We start from the raw sequence: 18,030 nt of genomic DNA, 5'->3' as shown, positions 1-18,030 counted from the left end.
TCGAAAACGCCGCCGATCGGCGGCGACACGGCGACGGGCGCGCCGGTGGTGTTCCCACACACGCCGGCAGAAGGCTCAGCCGGCCCGCTGTGCCACCACACAGGCGAGGTACAGCGTCATGCCCAGGCCCGGTTCGTCCAGCGGGCGACCGAGGAGCCGGGCGATCTTGTCGAGTCGATTGGCGAGGGTATTGCGGTGGACGTGCAGCCGCTTCGCCGCCCGGCTGGAGTTGAACCCGCACTCCCCCCAGGCGATCAGCGTCGCCTGCAGGTGCGGCCAGTCGCTGTCGGTGGTCAACGCGCCGAGCACGGCCCGTGACAGTCTGTCACGGGTTTCCGCGGGTATCACCGAGACGGCCTGATGGAGGCGGAACCGGTCGATGTCGTGGACCTGCCCGCGTGGGTCGAGTACCGCGCCGAGCCGGAGCGCGTCGTACGCGTCCTGGGACGAGAGATTGAGCTGCTCGACCCCGTGCGCGATCGAGCCGATCCCCACGCGGGTGTCCCATCCCCGTTCGCGGACCTGGGACACATACTTCCGGCACCGGTCCGCCAAAGCAGCGTCCGCCGCGGGTGTCGGTGCGGTCACCACGGTGGTGACCGCGACGACCTGCCGGGCGAGCGGTGCGACCAGATCGGTCGCGGAGTCGAAGGCCTCCTGCACCGCGCGCAGCACCCTGTGGGACATGGGCTGCCCCGGGGCGGCGACGTCGTCGGTATGACTGTCGTAGCCGATCAGCACCATGACCCGGGGAAGGCGCAGGTCGTATCCCAGACCCCGTGCCCGCCGCACGATCTGGGCCTCGGTGAACGCGGAGCGATGCCAATCACAGATGTCGCGGAGCAGTTCTTCCGTCGCCCGCTCGTAGGTCAGCCGGGTACCGATCCGCGAGGCCTCCTGCATCAGGATTTCGGTCTGCCGCTTGACCACGAGCCCGAATTGCTCGACCTGCTCGGGTGAGCCGGACAACCCGATCGTGCCCACCACGTCACCGTCGATGACGAGCGGAATGGTCACGCCGGGCAGACTGCCGACGAGGTCGCGGACGTCCGCGGCGGAGTGCGCGATCATGCGCCGTGCACGGATCACCTCGATCGATGCCTCGTGAAATTGGCCGATGCGACGCTCGTCCCCGCTGCCGACCACCGTGCCGGACGCATCCGTGATGAGCACGTTGAACCCGATGACGTCGGTGATCTCGTTCGCGATCCGTTGCGCAAGAGCCTCACTCAGCATGGACGGCCTTCCGAATCTCTGCGTGGCGTTGTGCATGTCGCACAATCAAGGATCGATTTCAGTGTAGATCAAGGTCAGCTTGCCTAGTGACGACGGTCACAGACCGTTCCTACGATGGGTTCATCCCAACTAGGAGTTCACATGGCAATCCTCGACTGGATACTTCTCGGTGCCTACTTCCTGCTACTCGTCCTGATCGGCGTCCAGACCATGCGACGCGTCAAGTCGCCGGACGATTTCGCCGTGGCGGGCAACCGAATCATCTGGCCGGTCTTCTTCGGCAGCCTGGCCGCAGCCTTCCTCGGCGGCGGAGCATCGCTCGGCGTCGCCGGCGCCGCCATGCGCGACGGATACGTGTACATGTTCGCGTTCTGCGCGTTCGGCGTTCAGACGGTGCTCGTCGGCTACTTCGTCGCGCCCAGACTCAAGAACTACATCGGCGCCCACACCCTCGGCGACATCATGGAGGCCCACTACGGCCGGCCGGCACGACTGGTGACCGGCATACTGTCCGTCGTCCTGTGCGCCGGCATCCTCGGCGCCCAGGCCCTGGCCATCGGTACCGTCGTCAACGCCACCCTCGACGTGCCCACCGTGCCCGCGGTGATCATCGGTATGGGAGTGGTCGTGCTCTACTCCTCGTTCGGCGGGGCCTGGGCGGTGATCCAGACGGACCTGTTGCAGTTCGTCTTCCTGGGAGTCCTCCTGCCGGTCGCGCTCCTCATCGGACTCGACGCCGTCGGCGGACCGTCGGCTCTCCTGGACAGTGTTCCCGCCGAGCACCTTTCGTTCATGGGTGACTACTCCCCCGCACAGTTCCTCACGCTCTTCGCGGCACTACTGCTCGGCGAGACGCTGGTCCCGCCGTACGCGCAGCGGACGTTCTCCACCCCCGACTCGCGGCACGCCCGTAAGGGCTACGCACTGGCCGGGTTCTTCTCGTTCTTCTTCTTCTTCACCTCGGCGTCTCTCGGGTTGATCGCACTCGTCCTGTACCCGGACATCGAAAGCGATCAGGCGCTTCCGACGGTGGTGATGAACCTGATGCCGGTCGGCGTTCTCGGACTGGTGGTGGCGGCACTGATGGCAGTCGTGATGTCGACGGCCAGTTCCTACCTCAATTCCACCGCCGTCGTCCTCACCAAGGACATCTATCAGCCACTCAGCCCCACCGAATTGCCACCGTCGAGGCGGCTGACCATCGAGCGGGCCACCAGTGTCGTCGTCGGCGCCGGGGCGACCATCTTCGCCCTCAGCGTTCCGTCCATCGTCGACGCCCTCCTCTACAGCTACACACTGTGGGCTCCGACGATCATCGTTCCACTGTTCGGCGCCGTGCTGTTCGGCGTGCGGTCCGCTCCGGCGGCGCTGTCGGCGATCACGGCGGGCGCGATCGTCACCGCGGTGTGGCAGTGGGGCCTCGACGCTCCGTTCGGACTGGACGGGCTGGTGCCTGGCGTCGTCGCCAACCTGCTCGTCTTCGTGACGGTCGCCATGGCCACCGCGGCCCGTTATCCGCGCCGGCAGCAGCCTGCCGTCCGCGTCACCGAAGGAGAATTCGCATGATTCCCGTCCTCCTCTATTTCGGGGTACCCGCCGCCGTCATCGCCGTCACCCTCTGGGTCGGCTTCCTCGGCTGGCGCTTCTACGTCAAGGAAGTGCTGCGCGGCGACAGCGACACCGCCGAGGCCGGCGAGCGCGACCATGGGTGACATCGTGGATGTGCCCGGCGTGACCACAGGCACCAGCCCGTACCCGTCGGCGCGCAGGGTCGGGGACCTCGTATTCGTCTCCGGCCAGGTCTCGTTCGACGACACCGGCCACGTCGTCGGCACCGACGTGGTGGAGCAGACACGGCACTCCCTCACACGACTCGACCGGGTCCTCGCCGCGGCAGGCGCCACCTTGCACGACATCGCCTCGGCCACGGTGTATCTCGCGAACGCCGGCGACGCCCCACGCTTCAACGAGGAATGGATGCGCTGGTTCGCCGCAGAGCACCGCCCGGCCAGGGCGACCGTGGTCGCGGACCTGCTGGACCCGCAGCTGCTCGTGGAGATACAGGCCATTGCCGTCACGGGCCGGGGCTCGACCGAAGGAAAGGAAACGGAATGAAGGTGGCAGTACTCGGAGCAGGGGCCGTCGGCGTGGCGACCGCCCATGCTCTCGCCGAACGTGGACACGAGGTGCATGTATACGACCGGCGCAGCGACGTCGCGTCCGACACCAGCGCGAGCACCGCCGGACTGATCGCGCCCGGCCACTCCTACGCGTGGGCGTCGCCGTCGGCTCCCACCATGCTGTTCCGTTCGTTGCTCGGCGCGTCGACCTCGATCCGCGTCCGCCCCCGGGCGGACGTCGAACTCGCCCGGTGGGGAGTGCGATTCCTCCGCGAGTGCACGGCCTCCCGGGCACGGTCGAACACTCTCGCGAAGCTCCGACTTGCCCGGTACAGCCAGCAACTGATGGACGAACTCGCGGCCCGCGAGAACCTCGAGTACTGCCAGACACGGAACGGCGTGCTGTACCTGTACCGGGACGAAGCGGAACTCGAACGAGCGCAGATCAACTCGCAGCTGCTCCGCGACCACGGACAGCGGCAGGACGTGCTGGGCCCCGAGGAGATCGCGGCCGCCGAGCCCGCCCTCCGGCACGGGACGGCCACGTTCGCCGGCGCGATCCACGACCGCACCGACGGCACCGGCGACCCGCACCGATTCTCGGTGGGGCTGGCCGAGGAATGCCGACGGCTGGGGGTCCGGTTCCACCTGGGCACGTCCGTCGTCCGCCTCGAGACCGACGGCGCGGCCATCACCTCAGCCGTCACCGATCAGGGTGAAGTCCGCGCGGATGCCTTCGTCCTCGCCGCCGGTGCCGCGAGCGCTCTCGTCGCGCGGAGTATCGGTCTGCGACTGCCCGTCTACCCGGCCAAGGGATACACGCTGACCGCGACCGTCAAGGATCCCGACCGCGCGCCGGTGGTGGGCGGCATCGACGAGAAGACGCTCGTCGCCTGGTCGCGGTTCGGTGACGAACTGAGAATGTCGGCCACCGCGGAGTTCGTCGGGTACGACCGCAGTCACTCCCCCGCCGACTACGCGGGAATCGTGGACGCGGGGAACGAACTGTTCCCCGGCGCCGTGGACTGGGACACGGCCAGATACCGGACGGGCCTTCGCCCGATGACGCCCGACGGCCCGCCGATGATCGGGCTGGGACGCCACGACAATCTGTACTTCAACACCGGTCACGGTCACGTCGGCTGGACCATGGCGGTCGGCTCGGCCCGCGTCCTCGCGGATCTGGTGGACGAACGACGACCGGACATCGACCCGACTCCGTACTCCCCGATTTCGTCCCGTCGGCATCCGAGCGCACGAGACGCGTAACGAAGCGCACCGGCTCGACGACTATCCAGGCGTGCCTCCGGAAACAGCGGCGCACCGACCTCGCTGACCGCAACCCCCGACTGCGGTCAGCGAGGTCGTCACACCAGTGCGACAGAGGCGTATGGCTAGCCGCTTTCGGCGTCGCGCTTGGCGAACGCGAGTTGCATTTCCCAGCCTTCGACATTGCCTTCGTAGGCGGCCGCGCGGCGCTCGGCATTCGGGTACAGGGCGGCGAATCCGGTCTCGACGACGCGGAGGAGTGTGCCGCCGTCCCGCTCCGACAGGAAGAACTCGACCAGGGTGGACGTGCCCTCCACGAGCGGCTGCGCGGGATCGTCTCCTCCGCGGAACGAGACGTAGTGCGGTGCGTCGGACGTGACGGGAAGTATCGGGAAGCGCCCGTACGGGGGAAAGTCCACGACGAAGACGTCGCCTTCACGTGTGGTGGTCGTCTTGCCCGGCTCGCCGTCGCCGATGAACCAGCCGGGTTCACTCACCAGCCGGAACACCCGCTCGATGGGGGCGTCGATCTGGATCTCGCGCTCGATCCTGTCCTGGGATGCGTCCGGAACGCTCATGATCATCCTCACCTCTCGACAATGTGCTACCCCACGGTTGCACATTGACCTCTCGTTGCGCAACCTTCAGGTTGCACTCACGGGGTGAAGGACGGGAAGACGCGTCCGGGCGCCCGCCCGCCGCCGGAAGCGGTGGGGCGGGCACCCGGGGAACGTGTCAGCTGAAGTGCGCCAGCAGGGCGTCGCGCTGACGGTCGCCGAGACCACGGAGGCGGCGCGTCGGAGCGATCTCCAGGTTGGCCATGATCTCCTGGGCCTTCACCTTGCCGATCTTCGGCAGGGCTTCCAGAATGGCGCTGACCTTGGTCTTTCCGATGATGTCGTCGACATCGGCCTTGGAAAGGACCTGCTTGAGGGTGATGTCACCGGACTTGAGCTTGTCCTTGAGCTCTGCGCGTGCCTTACGAGCGGCGGCGGCCTTCTCGAGAGCTGCTGCCCGCTGTTCGTCAGTGAGCTGGGGAAGTGCCACGATGTCTCCTTCATTCGGGGTACGTATCGAACACCGTAGCGAGAGAACCGCTACTTCACCGCATCCATCGGACGTGTCGCGCATCCTGTCCGATTCGACGGGCCCCGGCTCACCGCTCCGACGGCGCGAAAAATGCCACGACGCGGGCGGTGTGCTGTGTCATGCTCGACGTGTTCCGATCGGTTCACACGTCGAGTTCAGGAAGGAAGTAGCGATGCGCGCACTGCCCACATCCCACGCAGCCCGCTTGCAGCGGTCACGTACGGGTGCCGCCTCCTCCTTCCCCGCCGGCCGGCAGGGCGAACGCGGGATCATGCCCGCCCCGAAGACCCACCGCTCCGCCCGACACGCCTGACTCGACTGACGTCGCCCGGCGTGCCCCCTCCGCCGCGAACCGACGACAGAACCGAGATCTCCCGTGAGGCACTTCTCCCGCAACCCACCCGGCAGCACCCTCGACGCCCGCAGCTGGTCACGCGCGGATGTGCTGGTCCTCAATGTGACGTACGAGGCCCTCTGCGAGATTCCCGCGGAGCGCGCCGTCGTGCTGATCAGCGTCGGCGCGGCCGAGACGGTCGCGGATCGGGAGCCTCCGTTCCCGATTCGCTCGCAACACGTCGAGATCAGGCTGCCGCGGACCATTCGTCTGCTGCGCTACGTCTACGTCCAGCACTCCGTGCTGGTGACCGACAGCAGCCGCGCGACGTTCGCGGGCGTGTTCCGGCGCGACCGCAATCGTTGCGGCTACTGCGCCGAGCCGGTCGCGACGACCATCGACCACGTGCTGCCGAGGAGCCGCGGCGGACCGAACACGTGGGCCAACCTCGTGGCCTGCTGCGTCCCCTGCAACCAGAGGAAGGCCGACCGCACACCGGAGGAGGCGGGAATGCCGCTCCTCTGGGAGCCGAAGGCGCCCCGGCACATCGAAAAGGCGCAGCGGCAGATCTGGAGGGATCTCGCGGCGGTCTAGCCGCGAGACCTCCGCACCCGCCTTACCGACCGACCTTCTCCCGGGAGGGGAGATTACCGATGACCGACGTCCTGGACACATCCCTGTCCACTCTGCTGCCCGCCTCCGACGATCCGGCGGGCTGGGTGAACGCCGCGTGCCGCGCAGACCCCGAGCCGGACCGGTGGTTCCCGTTTCCGACAGAGGATTTCGCGTACGCGCGCGACGTCTGTCATCACTGCGCACTGCGGACGCGCTGCGAGCTGTTCGCCAGGGCCACCGGTCAGACCGGTGTGTGGGGTGGCAAGGAATTCGATCGGGGGCGCGAGAACCGGACGTGAATCCGCCCCGCGCGGCCCCGGCTACCGGCCCAGGATCTCGGGCAGCGCGACGTCCTCGCCCCGCACGTGCTCGGAGAGGAACGACAGCACCACCTGGTACCAGACCTTCGCGTTCTGCGGGGTGAGGATCCAGTGGTTCTCGTCCGGGAAGTAGAGAAAGCGGTGTTCGGTGCGACCGTCGTCGTCCGCGGGCAACCCCGACTCGGACAGCAGCTCGAACCACAGGCGCAACCCGTCGCCGATCGGGACGCGAAAGTCCTTGTCTCCGTGAATGACCAGCATCGGAGTCACGATGTCCGCGACGTACAGGTGCGGTGAGTTCTCCACCGCCATCTCGGGCGTCATCTCCCGCTGCCAGTACCAGGCGGCGTCGGTGGTCGGACCGAACTGGTCCAGCGCCCACAGGCTCGCGTGGGTGACGATCGCCTTGAACCGGTCGGTGTGTCCGGCGATCCAGTTGGCCATGTAGCCGCCGAACGATCCACCCATCGCCGCGGTGCGCTTCTCGTCGATCTCCGGCAGCGCCACCGCGGCGTCGGTGACCGCCATGAGATCGGTGAACGGTGCCTTGCCCCACTTACCCCAGCCCCGCTCCACGAACTCCTGCCCGTAGCCGGTCGACAACGCCGGGTCCGGCAGCAGCACGGCGTACCCCCGCGCCACGAGCAGCCACGGGTTCCATCGCCACGACCAGGTGTTCCACGAACCGAGGGGGCCGCCGTGCACCCACAGCGCGAGAGGCACCGGCGCGTGGGCGGAGGCGCCGGTCGGCACCGCGAGCCACGCGCGCACCGCCGCGCCGTCGGCGGCGACGGTCTCGACCTCCGTCAGCGTGCCCGGCAGCTCGGGGAGGTCGGCGGGCGCCTTCAGCAGTGACACCGCGCCGGTGGTGATGTCGATGCGCACCGGGTGCGGCGGCGCCGCGTACGACGCCCGCAGCGCGAACACCGTCGACCCGTCGGGCGCCACCTGCAGGTCGGTGTACGCGCAGTCGTCGGTCGTCACCCGAGTGGGGTCCGCACCGTCACGGAGGACGAAGATCGGCGCGCGCCCACGGTCGTCGGCGGTGACGAGGAGCCCCGAACCGTCGGACAGCCAGACCACGGACGTGGCCCACCGGTCCCACTCCGGCGCCACCTCCGTGACGGTGCCCGTGTCGAAGCTGTAGCGGTGCAGCGTGAAGCGAGGCGCGGAGTCGGGTGTCGCATGTGATTCCCGGGTGAACACGAAATGCCGTCCGTCCGGGGAGATCACCGGGTCCGACAGATCGGCGTCGGCGTCGTCGACGAGGACCGTGCGCGCCCCCGTCTCGGTGTCGACGCGCACCAGGATGTTCCGTATCGACGCCAGCGGACCGGGAACCGTCCACGACGTCACGACGAAGGCGCCGTCGTCGCTCAGCGCGTAGTTCGCCTCCCGTAGCGCGGGACCCGGCATCGGGGTGAGGTCGGTCAGCTCCGGCTCCTGCCCGTTCTCCGCGAGCGCGTCCAGTGGGGCGGACAGGAGGTGGGGCACGTCGGGACCGAGATCGTGGTCCCAGTACCGAATCGGGTAGCCCGTGTGCAGGATCGCCGAGACCTTCTTCTCCTTGCGCTCGGCGCGCACCCGCTCGTCGTCCGCGGACTCGCCCGAACTCCCCAGAACCCCGGTGGTGACGACGAAACGCGACGCGCACCGTGCGGCGCGGACCCCGGTGATGCCGCCGCCGCGGCGCGCGACGACCACCGCCTCGCCGCCCCGCGCGGGCAGTCGCCACAGGTCGTCCGGAAGGTCGTCCTCGTCCTGCGTCGGACGGGAGGACGTGAAGAGGAGATCGCCGTCGCTGGTGAACGTCGGGTTGGACTCCCCGCTGCGGCCACGGGTGAGCCGGCGTGCCGCGAACTCACCGGTGGGATCGATCTCCCACAGTGCGGTGACGTACTTCGTCGCCTTCTCGTCGAGCGTCGACTGCGCGACGACGAGCCTTCTCCCGTCCGCGGAAAGCGCGAGGCCGCCGATGCGGCCGAGCGCGAGGTAGTCGTCGAGGTCGTCGAAAGGAGTTCCGGCGTGGAGTTCAGGAATCGCGGTCACGAGTCGTTGGTATCACGAACCGGGCTCACACCGTCGGACATCCGCGTCTCAGGCGAGCAGGGGCGCGACCCGCGGCGGGATCTCGTTCAACGCGTACGGCAGGCTCAACACGGTGCTCCACGCCATCGCCTCGGCGGCGGCGTCCTCGAGTGTGATCGTGCGTCCGGCCTTCACCACGTCGAGTTCCTGATAGATCGGCGTCTTGTCGAGTTCCGCGCGCAGCTTGTCGCCGTAGCCACCGCCCGCGTACCAGACGAGGAGGTCGACGTTCGCGAGCGACAGCTGCTCCGTGCTGATCTCGGCGAAATTGCCGGTGATCTGCTCCGTGACAGGGGGGTTGACGAAGCCGAGTTCGGTGAAGAAGCGGACCTTCGGGTCCTCCGGACCGTACACGCCGAACTGCCCCGGGCCCTTGAGCGCGCCGACGAGGACGGTCTTTCCCGCGAACGCCGGGTTGGCGGCCCGGACGTCGTCGAACTGCGTCTCGACGGAGGACACCAGCTCGGCAGCCTTGTCCTTCTTGCCGAGCGCGTCGCCGAGAATCCTCGTCTGGTCCTGCCACGGAACGCCGTAGTCGGCGAAGTCCGCGGGCTGCGCCACGGTCGGCGCGATGGCGCTCAGCTTGTCGTACTGGGCCTGGGTGAGACCGGAGTAGGTGCCGACCACCAGGTCCGGGGCAATGGCCGCGACCTTCTCGAAGTCGATGTTGGTCGACGCCGTCCCCACGATCTCGGGCTGCGCGTCGCCGAGGAGGTCCTGCGCCCACGGCCACACGCCGTAGGGGTAATCGCCGTACCAGTCGAACGTGCCTGCCAGTGGGCCGCCGAGCGCGAGGATCGTGTCCTGGTCGTTGTAGCCCACACTGACGATGCGCTGCGGGTCGGTCGGCACCTGGGTCTCGCCGTACTTGTGGGCGATGACGGGGCCCGACGGCTCACTGCCGTTGCCGGAGCCGTCGCCGTCCGAGCTGCTGCAGGCCGCGGCGAACGCGAGCAGCGCTCCCCCGGTGCCCACGAGGAATCCGCGTCGGCTCAGGCCGATCCTCTGTTGACCCACGTTCATGCGGCGACCCTCTCGTCTACCAGGTACTACGATCCACTTAGGTAAGGCTTGCCGAGCTTAGCCTAAGGGGTCGCGCGGACGGGTTCCCGCCACATCGCCCACAGCGTCGGCCCGCCGTCCGGGATCCGGATCTCGCCGGTGACGTCGAAGCCGAACCGCTCGTAGTAGGAAATGTTGTCTTCCTTGCTCGACTCCAGATACGCCGGGAGCCCCTCGGCATCACACCGGTCCAGCCGCGACCGCAACAGCGCCTTCCCGTAACCGCCGCCCCGCCCCGCGCTCGACGTCCCGATCGTCGCCAGATACCAGTGCACGGGATCGACCGGGTGTGCGTCCTCGACGGTTCCGCTCACCGCGGCCCCGACGCCCAGCCTCGAGCCGAACGCGCGGACCAGTCCCGGCAGGCTGAGGAGCGACGACAGTGTCGACTGCTTCCAGCCGCCGGGCGGATCCCACATGGCGGCCCCGCGGACCACGCCGTCGCCGTCCTCGGCCAGTTCGGCTCCGCCCCCGGCGAGATGGTGATGGCGGATCTCGACCGCGAACAGTCTCGGCAGGCCGCGCCGCCTGCGCTCGGGGTCCGGCCACATCCACACCATCACGGGGTCGTCGAAGAACGCGTCGGCCAGGACGCGCGACAATTCGGGGATATCGGATCCGGTCGCCGCTCGCACGCTCACACCCATGTCCAGAGGGTACGGGCCCATCGCGCGGGCGCGCCGGAACGACTGGCCGTCGCGCCCGGTTCGGGGCCACTATGGACTCATGCCCCGACCCTCGCACGCACGCAGACCGAGTGAATCCGGCGGCAGGTGATGGGCCGCGTCACCGCGCGACGCCCGGTCGTCCGCATCACCGAGCACGGAACGACACGCAGACCCGATTCGCTGGCCGTCGAAGAGCCCCTCGAGATCCGGGTCGGCGGCCGTTCCCTGTCGGTGACGATGCGCACCCCGGGCGACGACATCGACCTGGTGCACGGATTCCTGCTGACCGAAGGCGTCATCGAGAACCGCGACGACGTGTCCGTCGTCCGCTACTGCGACGGCGTCGACGAGAGCGGGGCCAACACGTACAACGTGCTCAATGTGGTTCTGGCCGAGGGCGTCCCGGCACCGGGTGGACCGGAACGCCGATTCGTCACCTCGTCGGCATGCGGGGTGTGCGGCAAGGCGTCGCTGGACCAGGTCCGGACACGGTCACGATTCCCCTTGTCCGGCAACGACTTGTCGGTGACCGCGGCCACGCTGTCGTCGATGCCTGCCACCCTGCGGGCGGGTCAGCGCATCTTCGATTCGACGGGTGGACTGCACGCCGCGGGCCTGTTCACCCCCGACGGCGCACTCGTCGCGTTGCGGGAGGACGTCGGCAGACACAACGCCGTCGACAAGGTGCTGGGGTGGGCGCTGACGCAGGACCGGGTGCCGCTGTCGGGCAGCGTTCTGCTCGTCAGCGGGCGCGCATCCTTCGAACTGGTGCAGAAGTCCGTGATGGCGGGGGTACCGATGCTCGGCGCGGTGTCGGCGCCGTCCTCGCTGGCCGTCGACCTGGCACTGGAATCCGGCACGACGCTCGTCGGCTTCCTCCGTGGGGAGTCGATGAACGTCTATGCCGGAGCCCAGCGCGTGAAGATCGGGGCCTGAGCGGGCTTTCTAGACGGTGGCGTCGACGAGGAGCTTCGCGCCGGTGGCTGCCTGGACGTCCTCGACGCTGTGGCCGGGCGCGGTCTCGACGAGCCGCAGACCGTCGGGGGTGACGTCGATGACGGCGAGATCGGTGACGATCTTCTGCACGCAGCGCTTGCCGGTGTACGGCAGCGTGCACTCCTCGAGGATCTTGTGCTCACCCTTCTTGGTGACGTGATCCATCATCACGATGACCTTGCCTGCGCCGTGGACGAGGTCCATCGCGCCGCCCATGCCCTTGACCATGGCGCCCGGGACCATCCAGTTGGACAGGTCGCCGTGGCTGCTGACCTGCATGGCGCCGAGAACGGCCACGTCGACGCTGCCGCCGCGGATCATCGAGAAGGAGTCGGAGGAGGAGAAGAACGCGCCGCCGGAGACCACGGTGATGGTCTCCTTGCCCGCGTTGATCAGTTCGGGATCGACCTCGTCGTCGGTCGGGTACGGCCCGACGCCGAGGATGCCGTTCTCCGAGTGCAGGATGACGTCCTTGCCGGCCGGGATGTGACCGGGGATCAGGGTGGGCATGCCGATGCCGAGGTTCACATACTGCCCGTCCTCCAGCTCGGCCGCGACCCGGGCCGCCATCTCGTCACGCGTCCAGCTCATGCCCGCACCGTCCTGTTCTCGATTCCCGTTTCCTGCTTGCCGACCTCGACCACACGCTGGACGAAGATGCCGGGGGTGTGCACCTCGGCGGGATCGATCTCGCCGGGCTCGACGAGGTATTCGACCTGCGCGATGGTGATGCGACCGGCGCCTGCGGCGTCCGGGTTGAAGTTGCGGGCCGTCTCCCGGTACACGAGGTTGCCGAGGCGGTCACCCTTCCATGCGTGAACCAGCGCGAAGTCGGTGCGGATGGCGCGCTCGAGGACGAAGGCCTCGCCGTCGAACTCGCGCGTCTCCTTGGGCTTGCTCGCCACCGCGATGCCGCCCTGACCGTCGTAGCGGATCGGCAGACCGCCGTCGGCGACCTGCGTCCCGACACCGGCGGGGGTGTAGAAGGCGGGGATGCCCGCTCCCCCGGCGCGCATCCGCTCGGCCAGCGTGCCCTGCGGAGTGAGCTCGACCTCGAGCTCCCCACTGAGGTACTGCCGCGCGAATTCCTTGTTGGCGCCGACGTACGAGCTGATCGTGCGCCGGATCCGGTGCTGCTCGAGGAGCAGACCCAGACCGAAACCGTCGGTGCCGCAGTTGTTGCTGACCGTCTCGAGGTCGGTCGCACCCTGTGCGAGGAGGGCGTCGATGAGGACCGAGGGGATACCGACGAGGCCGAAGCCGCCCACCGCGAGGGACGCTCCGTCGGGGACATCGGCAACGGCCTCGGCCGCCGTTGCGAAGACTTTGTTGACCATGTGACCCAGGCTACCGCAAAATGTTCGAGTAGTGAACACCCATCCACATTGCGAACAAATTGCGCCCCGCCTGTTGGCCCCATCACAGAACGCGACTACTATGTGCGAATAGCGGCCGACTGTTCACATCGAGAACGTGAGGATCTTTTTCCATGCTGCATCTGCCAGCCCACCACCACGCCGGGCACGAAGCGAATGCCCCGCTGCTGTTCCCCGAGTACAAGACGACTCGGCTGCGCAGCCCCAAGAACGACCTGATCCTGGTCCCGCAGCGACTCGGCGAGATCACCGGTCCGGTCTTCGGCGACGCCGACATCGCCAAGGGTGAGAACGACATGACCCACGCCAACGGCGGCGAGGCCCAGGGACAGCGCATCATCGTCCACGGCCGCCTCCTCGACAGCGCGGGCAAGCCCATCCCCGACACCCTCATCGAGGTGTGGCAGGCCAACGCCGGAGGCCGCTACCGCCACAAGATGGACTCCTGGCCGGCCCCGCTCGACCCCCACTTCAACGGTGTCGCCCGCTGCCTCACCGACAAGCAGGGCCACTACGAGTTCACGACCATCAAGCCCGGCGCCTACCCGTGGGGCAACCACCACAACGCGTGGCGGCCCGCGCACATCCACTTCTCCCTGTTCGGTCAGGCGTTCACCCAGCGACTGGTCACGCAGATGTACTTCCCGGACGATCCGTTCTTCTTCCAGGACCCGATCTACAACTCCGTGCCCGAAGCGGCCCGCGAGCGGATGATCAGCACGTTCGACTACGACCACACCCGCGACAACTGGGCCGTCGGATTCAAGTTCGACATCGTTCTGCGCGGTCAGGACGCCACCCCGTTCGAGGACCCGGAGGGCCACTGATGATCGACACCCAGAACCCCGACGCCCCGCGCTACCCGGTTTTCGCCAAGAGCCAGGACGAGGTGCCGTTCGGCGTCACCCCGTCCCAGACCGTCGGCCCGTACGTCCACATCGGCCTGTTCCCCACGTGGGAGAACAGCGGCGACGCCGTCCCCGAGGATGCGCCGGGACGAATCGACGTGTCCTTCAACGTCATCGACGGAGCCGGTCAGCCCATCGGTGACGCGATGATCGAAACCTGGCAGGCAGATGCGGCGGGGCGGTTCAACAGCCCCACCGATCCCCGCGGCGCCGCCGAGGCGACCCCCGCCGGCTTCCGCAGCCTCGCCCGCGTGTTCGCCGACGAGAGCGGCACGATCGTGGTGCACACGGTCAAGCCGGGTGCCCTTCCCGCCGAGGACGGCGCCGTCGAGGCCCCGCACATCAACGTCGGACTGTTCGCCCGCGGCATGCTCGAGCGGCTGTACACGCGGCTCTACTTCCCCGAGGACACGGATGCGCACGCGTCGGACCCCGTGCTGTCCGCCGTCCCGGAGGCCGACCGCCCCAAGCTGATCGCGGAGAAGACGGACCGCGGATACCACCTGACGATCCACGTGCAGAACACGGACGGACGGGAAACCCCGTTCTTCGCCCTGTAATCGGTCCCAACGCAGAAAGGTGTCGCGCGTGAACTCTCCGGAGCCTTCCCGGGGTACCCTGTTCGATCCGACGTTCGGTGCCGGCGAGTTGTCGGCGCTGCTCTCGGACCGGGCGTGGGTCACCGCGATGGTCGAGGTCGAGGGGGCCCTGGCCCGGGCGGAGGCGAAGTGCGACGTCATCCCCGCCGCGTCCGCCGACGCCATCTCGTCGGTGTTCGCGCGCGTCGTCGCCGAGGGCTCCGTGGATGTGGACTCCCTCGGCGAGGCGGCCGCAGCGGGGGGTAATCCCGTGATCCCGCTGGTGAAACTGCTCCGCGGCGAGGTCGCGGCCGCCGATCTCGGGGTGCCCGGAAGCCACGTGCACAAGGGCGCCACGAGTCAGGACATCCTCGACACCGCCCTGATGCTGCTGTGCCGCCGGTCGGGTGCGCACATCCTGGCGTCCCTCGACGAGGCGGTGGTGTGCGCCGAGGCGCTCGCACGGGCCCAGCGCGGCACCCCGATCGCCGGTCGCACACTCGGCCAGCAGGCCCTCCCCACCACGTTCGGCGTGCTCGCCGCCGGGTGGATGACGGCGTTGCACAGGGCTTCCCGTGCACTGTTCGACGCCCTCGACGGACTTCCCGTGCAACTGGGAGGCGCGGCCGGCACGTCCGCTGCGCTCTACCCGCACGGCCTCGACGTCGCCGACGTGCTCGCCGACGAACTCGCGCTGGCACGTCAGGACGTGCCCTGGCACACCGATCGCACCCGCATCGCGCTGCTCGCGTCGGCGCTCGGAACGGCTGCGGGCGCGGTGGCGAAGATCGCCACCGACCTCGTGTTCCTGTCGTCCACCGAGGTCGGCGAGGTCAGCGAAGGGTCACCCGGCGGTTCGTCGGCCATGCCGCACAAGCGCAATCCGGTGGCCGCGATCGCGGCCCGCGCCGCGGCCCGCCGCACCCCGGGACTCGTCGCGACGATCCTCGGCTCGATGGATCACGAGCAGCAGCGCGCCGCGGGTGCCTGGCACGCCGAGTGGGAAACGCTCACGGACCTGTTGCGCCTCACCGGCGGGGCCGTCGCGCGCATCGCCGACTCGCTCGGCGGGCTGAACGTCCACCCCGACGCGATGGCCCGCAACCTCGACATCACCGGTGGCCTGCTCCTCGCGGAACGCGTCACCGGCGCCCTGTCCGCCCGCACCGACAACGCGCGCGACCTCGTCACCGCCGCGTGCGAGACCGGACACCCCCTAGACGAGGATCCAGGGCTCCTCGAATACCTGCAGGCGGACGAGATCCGCGCCCTGCTCGACCCCGCCGGATACCTCGGCCACGCCCACGACATCGTCGACCGCGCACTGGAGACAGTGGCCCGCGGCCGGGAAGGAACGCGATGACAGTCGCACTCGCACACGAAATCTCCGGACCCCGGAACGGCACAGCGGACGCCCCCGTCGTGGTCCTGCTCGGATCGCTCGGCTCCAACCGGTCCATGTGGGACCCGCAGATCGCGGCGCTGTCCGACGAATGCCGGGTCGTCGCCGTCGATCAGCGCGGCCACGGCGAATCGCCCGCACCGGACGGCCCGTACTCCGTCCGCGACCTGTCCGAGGACGTCCTCGCCCTGCTCGACTCGCTCGGAGTCGACGCCGCCCACTTCGTCGGACTGTCCATGGGCGGGGCGATCGCCCAGTGGCTCGGCGCGCACGCCCCGCGCCGGGTGCTGTCGCTGTCGCTGCTGTGCACCGCCGCGAAATTCGGTGAACCGCAGGGATGGACCGAGCGGGCCGCCGCGTCGCGCACCGACGGCCCGGAGTCGCTCGCGGATGCCGTCGTCGCACGGTGGTTCAGTGAGGGGCTCGCCAAGCGTGATCCGGAATTCGTCCGGCACTACCGCGAGATGATCGCGTCGACGTCCCCCGAGGGATACGCCGCGTGCTGCGACGCCCTCGCCGACTGGGATTTCACCGCCGACCTGTCCCGCATCAGCGCACCGACACTGGTGATCGCGGGTGAGGAGGACCCGTCCACCCCGCCGTCGGTCATGCAGGTCCTCGCGGACGGCATCACCGGTGCCCGGTTCGAGGTGCTCTCCCCTGCCGCCCACGTCGCGAACCTCGAGCAGGCAGGCGCCGTCACGGCGCTGCTGCGCGAACACATCGCCGGCGGCGGGTACGCGCGCGGACGTCGCGCCGCGCACGCACAGGGAATGACGGTGCGCCGCGCGATACTCGGCGACGCGCACGTGGACCGGTCCGTGGCGGGAACCACCGATTTCACGGCACCGTTCCAGGACTTCATCACCCGCACCGCGTGGGGCGACATCTGGTCGCGCCCCGGACTGGACCACGAATTGCGGCGGCTGCTCACGATCGCCGTGCTCACCGCGGTCGGCAACGAGCACGAACTCGACATGCACATCCGGGCCGCACTCCGCGCGGGTGTCGACGCCGACACCATCGGCGAGGTGCTCCTCCACACCTCCGTCTACGCCGGAGTGCCCAACAGCAATCTCGGGTTCGCACTCGGCAAACAGGCCCTCGCCGACCTGTCCTCCACCGAGACAGAGGCCACGGAGGAGAATTCGCAGACATGACCGCTACCGAACCGACGGAGAAGATCCTCCCGTCCCCCGACTACGTGCAGTCGCTGGCCCGGGGCCTCGCCGTGATCCGCTGCTTCGACGACCGGAATCAGCGGCGCACGCTCAGTGACGTCGCCCGCGCCACCGACCTGACCCGCGCCACCGCCCGCCGATTTCTGCTCACCCTCGTCGAACTCGGCTACGTGGCGACGGACGGTTCCGCGTTCTGGCTCACCCCGCGGGTTCTCGAACTCGGATACAGCTACCTGTCGAGCCTGTCGCTGCCGGAGGTCGCGCAGCCGCACCTCGAGAGGCTGAGCCACCAGGTCCACGAGTCGTCGTCGGTGTCGATCCTCGACGGTGCCGACATCGTCTACGTCGCCCGGGTGCCCGTCAGCCGGATCATGACGGTGGGCATCACCATCGGAACGCGGCTCCCCGCGTACGCCACGTCGATGGGCCGGGTCCTGCTCGCGGGACTTCCCGACGACGAACTCGACACGTACCTCGAAAAGCTCGACATCGAGCGGCTCACCGAACGCACGATCACGGCCCGCGACGAGCTGAAAGCTGCGATCCTCGCGGTCCGCGCGGACGGCATCTGTGTTCTCGACCAGGAACTCGAAGCAGGCCTGCGGTCGATGGCCGCCCCGATCCGCAACGCCTCCGGGCTGACCGTCGCCGCGGTGAACATCTCCACTCCGGCCGCGCGATACAGCCTCGAGGATCTGCATTCCGATCTCATCCCGTCGCTGCGGGTCACCGCAACCGACATCGAACAGGACCTCGCCACCGTCAATCGCTGACGCTGTGACCGAGGA

General features: G+C 68.7%; 20 protein-coding genes. 12 read left to right on the top strand and 8 right to left on the bottom strand.

Going from position 1 to position 18,030, the window contains the following annotated elements:
* Positions 1 to 75: 75 nt before the first annotated feature.
* A complete protein-coding gene (locus tag WKC72_RS16400; protein WP_370183411.1) occupies positions 76 to 1,236 on the bottom strand; it encodes a CdaR family transcriptional regulator in 1,161 nt (386 codons plus the stop codon).
* 141 nt (positions 1,237 to 1,377) lie between these two features.
* Between WKC72_RS16400 and WKC72_RS16395 the strand changes: the two genes are divergently transcribed.
* The 4 genes from WKC72_RS16395 to WKC72_RS16380 are packed head-to-tail and all read left to right on the top strand — an operon-like array spanning position 1,378 to position 4,625.
* A complete protein-coding gene (locus WKC72_RS16395) occupies positions 1,378 to 2,802 on the top strand; it encodes a sodium:solute symporter (RefSeq protein WP_037226343.1) in 1,425 nt (474 codons plus the stop codon).
* Positions 2,799 to 2,948, top strand: coding sequence for a hypothetical protein (locus WKC72_RS16390; RefSeq protein WP_167344009.1), 150 nt, complete (start codon positions 2,799 to 2,801; stop codon positions 2,946 to 2,948). Before WKC72_RS16395 ends, WKC72_RS16390 begins: the two co-directional genes overlap by 4 nt.
* Positions 2,941 to 3,351, top strand: a complete 411-nt coding sequence (locus tag WKC72_RS16385; RefSeq protein WP_370183408.1) for a RidA family protein — start codon at positions 2,941 to 2,943, stop codon at positions 3,349 to 3,351. Before WKC72_RS16390 ends, WKC72_RS16385 begins: the two co-directional genes overlap by 8 nt.
* A complete protein-coding gene (locus tag WKC72_RS16380; protein WP_370183406.1) occupies positions 3,348 to 4,625 on the top strand; it encodes a D-amino acid dehydrogenase in 1,278 nt (425 codons plus the stop codon). The genes WKC72_RS16385 and WKC72_RS16380 overlap by 4 nt, the downstream gene beginning before the upstream one ends.
* A 125-nt stretch (positions 4,626 to 4,750) precedes the next feature.
* On the opposite strand, the gene WKC72_RS16375 is transcribed toward WKC72_RS16380, so the two are convergent.
* Together WKC72_RS16375 and mihF are read right to left on the bottom strand one after the other, a co-directional pair.
* Positions 4,751 to 5,209: an SRPBCC family protein gene (locus WKC72_RS16375; protein ID WP_037226341.1), complete on the bottom strand. Its 459-nt coding sequence runs from the start codon at positions 5,207 to 5,209 to the stop codon at positions 4,751 to 4,753.
* Positions 5,210 to 5,360: 151 nt separating this feature from the next.
* Positions 5,361 to 5,672, bottom strand: a complete 312-nt coding sequence (gene mihF / locus WKC72_RS16370; RefSeq protein ID WP_005248100.1) for an integration host factor, actinobacterial type — start codon at positions 5,670 to 5,672, stop codon at positions 5,361 to 5,363.
* 418 nt (positions 5,673 to 6,090) lie between these two features.
* Here mihF and WKC72_RS16365 point away from each other — a divergent pair, with 418 nt between their 5' ends.
* Together WKC72_RS16365 and WKC72_RS16360 are read left to right on the top strand one after the other, a co-directional pair.
* Positions 6,091 to 6,642, top strand: coding sequence for an HNH endonuclease (locus WKC72_RS16365; protein ID WP_370183403.1), 552 nt, complete (start codon positions 6,091 to 6,093; stop codon positions 6,640 to 6,642).
* Between the two features lie 59 nt (positions 6,643 to 6,701).
* Positions 6,702 to 6,962 carry a WhiB family transcriptional regulator gene (locus WKC72_RS16360; RefSeq protein WP_370183400.1) on the top strand — a complete coding sequence of 87 codons (261 nt, stop codon included), beginning with the start codon at positions 6,702 to 6,704 and terminating at the stop codon, positions 6,960 to 6,962.
* A gap of 21 nt (positions 6,963 to 6,983) precedes the next feature.
* Here WKC72_RS16360 and WKC72_RS16355 read toward each other — a convergent pair whose 3' ends face one another.
* The 3 genes from WKC72_RS16355 to WKC72_RS16345 all read right to left on the bottom strand — a co-directional run bounded on the left by WKC72_RS16355 (position 6,984) and on the right by WKC72_RS16345 (position 10,780).
* Positions 6,984 to 9,032: a prolyl oligopeptidase family serine peptidase gene (locus tag WKC72_RS16355; protein WP_128641889.1), complete on the bottom strand. Its 2,049-nt coding sequence runs from the start codon at positions 9,030 to 9,032 to the stop codon at positions 6,984 to 6,986.
* 48 nt (positions 9,033 to 9,080) lie between these two features.
* Positions 9,081 to 10,094, bottom strand: a complete 1,014-nt coding sequence (locus tag WKC72_RS16350) for an iron-siderophore ABC transporter substrate-binding protein (RefSeq protein ID WP_037226334.1) — start codon at positions 10,092 to 10,094, stop codon at positions 9,081 to 9,083.
* Between the two features lie 62 nt (positions 10,095 to 10,156).
* Positions 10,157 to 10,780 carry a GNAT family N-acetyltransferase gene (locus WKC72_RS16345; RefSeq protein WP_037226332.1) on the bottom strand — a complete coding sequence of 208 codons (624 nt, stop codon included), beginning with the start codon at positions 10,778 to 10,780 and terminating at the stop codon, positions 10,157 to 10,159.
* A gap of 129 nt (positions 10,781 to 10,909) precedes the next feature.
* Between WKC72_RS16345 and fdhD the strand changes: the two genes are divergently transcribed.
* Entirely contained in the window at positions 10,910 to 11,737 is an 828-nt protein-coding gene (fdhD, locus tag WKC72_RS16340; RefSeq protein ID WP_112300888.1) for a formate dehydrogenase accessory sulfurtransferase FdhD, read from the top strand.
* Positions 11,738 to 11,746: 9 nt separating this feature from the next.
* On the opposite strand, the gene WKC72_RS16335 is transcribed toward fdhD, so the two are convergent.
* Complete coding sequence (locus WKC72_RS16335; protein ID WP_370183396.1) at positions 11,747 to 12,388, bottom strand: 3-oxoacid CoA-transferase subunit B; 642 nt, start codon at positions 12,386 to 12,388, stop codon at positions 11,747 to 11,749.
* Positions 12,385 to 13,134 (bottom strand): CoA transferase subunit A, encoded by a 750-nt coding sequence (locus tag WKC72_RS16330; protein WP_005248111.1) that lies wholly within the window; start codon positions 13,132 to 13,134, stop codon positions 12,385 to 12,387. The genes WKC72_RS16335 and WKC72_RS16330 overlap by 4 nt, the downstream gene beginning before the upstream one ends.
* 152 nt (positions 13,135 to 13,286) lie before the next feature.
* Between WKC72_RS16330 and pcaH the strand changes: the two genes are divergently transcribed.
* Genes pcaH through WKC72_RS16305 form a run of 5 tightly spaced genes read left to right on the top strand, consistent with a single transcriptional unit; the run spans position 13,287 to position 18,015 of the window.
* On the top strand, positions 13,287 to 14,000 hold the full coding sequence (gene pcaH, locus WKC72_RS16325; protein WP_370183393.1) for a protocatechuate 3,4-dioxygenase subunit beta: 714 nt from the start codon (positions 13,287 to 13,289) through the stop codon (positions 13,998 to 14,000).
* A complete protein-coding gene (gene pcaG / locus WKC72_RS16320; RefSeq protein ID WP_037226322.1) occupies positions 14,000 to 14,641 on the top strand; it encodes a protocatechuate 3,4-dioxygenase subunit alpha in 642 nt (213 codons plus the stop codon). Before pcaH ends, pcaG begins: the two co-directional genes overlap by 1 nt.
* A gap of 28 nt (positions 14,642 to 14,669) precedes the next feature.
* Complete coding sequence (pcaB, locus tag WKC72_RS16315; RefSeq protein WP_370183390.1) at positions 14,670 to 16,022, top strand: 3-carboxy-cis,cis-muconate cycloisomerase; 1,353 nt, start codon at positions 14,670 to 14,672, stop codon at positions 16,020 to 16,022.
* Entirely contained in the window at positions 16,019 to 17,221 is a 1,203-nt protein-coding gene (gene pcaD / locus WKC72_RS16310) for a 3-oxoadipate enol-lactonase (protein ID WP_370183389.1), read from the top strand. The genes pcaB and pcaD overlap by 4 nt, the downstream gene beginning before the upstream one ends.
* A complete protein-coding gene (locus tag WKC72_RS16305; protein WP_370183387.1) occupies positions 17,218 to 18,015 on the top strand; it encodes an IclR family transcriptional regulator in 798 nt (265 codons plus the stop codon). Before pcaD ends, WKC72_RS16305 begins: the two co-directional genes overlap by 4 nt.
* Positions 18,016 to 18,030: the final 15 nt, after the last annotated feature.

The sequence above is a fragment of the Rhodococcus wratislaviensis genome, from assembly GCF_041228765.1.
Classification (GTDB): domain Bacteria; phylum Actinomycetota; class Actinomycetes; order Mycobacteriales; family Mycobacteriaceae; genus Rhodococcus_F; species Rhodococcus_F wratislaviensis.
The sequence above is the reverse complement of the archived record's forward strand: the minus strand, read 5'-3'. Positions and strand labels throughout refer to the sequence as shown.

What these genes read in the sequence shown, in the direction of transcription:
- WKC72_RS16395 (WP_037226343.1), top strand. Translation starts at nt 1,378, where the DNA reads ATGGCAATCCTCGACTGGATACTTCTCGGTGCCTACTTCCTGCTACTC.
- WKC72_RS16335 (WP_370183396.1), bottom strand. Translation starts at nt 12,388, where the DNA reads ATGAGCTGGACGCGTGACGAGATGGCGGCCCGGGTCGCGGCCGAGCTG.
- fdhD (WP_112300888.1), top strand. Translation starts at nt 10,910, where the DNA reads ATGGGCCGCGTCACCGCGCGACGCCCGGTCGTCCGCATCACCGAGCAC.
- WKC72_RS16360 (WP_370183400.1), top strand. Translation starts at nt 6,702, where the DNA reads ATGACCGACGTCCTGGACACATCCCTGTCCACTCTGCTGCCCGCCTCC.
- WKC72_RS16350 (WP_037226334.1), bottom strand. Translation starts at nt 10,094, where the DNA reads ATGAACGTGGGTCAACAGAGGATCGGCCTGAGCCGACGCGGATTCCTC.
- pcaG (WP_037226322.1), top strand. Translation starts at nt 14,000, where the DNA reads ATGATCGACACCCAGAACCCCGACGCCCCGCGCTACCCGGTTTTCGCC.
- WKC72_RS16330 (WP_005248111.1), bottom strand. Translation starts at nt 13,134, where the DNA reads ATGGTCAACAAAGTCTTCGCAACGGCGGCCGAGGCCGTTGCCGATGTC.
- pcaH (WP_370183393.1), top strand. Translation starts at nt 13,287, where the DNA reads ATGCTGCATCTGCCAGCCCACCACCACGCCGGGCACGAAGCGAATGCC.
- WKC72_RS16400 (WP_370183411.1), bottom strand. Translation starts at nt 1,236, where the DNA reads ATGCTGAGTGAGGCTCTTGCGCAACGGATCGCGAACGAGATCACCGAC.
- WKC72_RS16375 (WP_037226341.1), bottom strand. Translation starts at nt 5,209, where the DNA reads ATGATCATGAGCGTTCCGGACGCATCCCAGGACAGGATCGAGCGCGAG.
- WKC72_RS16385 (WP_370183408.1), top strand. Translation starts at nt 2,941, where the DNA reads ATGGGTGACATCGTGGATGTGCCCGGCGTGACCACAGGCACCAGCCCG.
- WKC72_RS16345 (WP_037226332.1), bottom strand. Translation starts at nt 10,780, where the DNA reads ATGGGTGTGAGCGTGCGAGCGGCGACCGGATCCGATATCCCCGAATTG.
- WKC72_RS16380 (WP_370183406.1), top strand. Translation starts at nt 3,348, where the DNA reads ATGAAGGTGGCAGTACTCGGAGCAGGGGCCGTCGGCGTGGCGACCGCC.
- pcaD (WP_370183389.1), top strand. Translation starts at nt 16,019, where the DNA reads ATGACAGTCGCACTCGCACACGAAATCTCCGGACCCCGGAACGGCACA.
- WKC72_RS16390 (WP_167344009.1), top strand. Translation starts at nt 2,799, where the DNA reads ATGATTCCCGTCCTCCTCTATTTCGGGGTACCCGCCGCCGTCATCGCC.
- WKC72_RS16305 (WP_370183387.1), top strand. Translation starts at nt 17,218, where the DNA reads ATGACCGCTACCGAACCGACGGAGAAGATCCTCCCGTCCCCCGACTAC.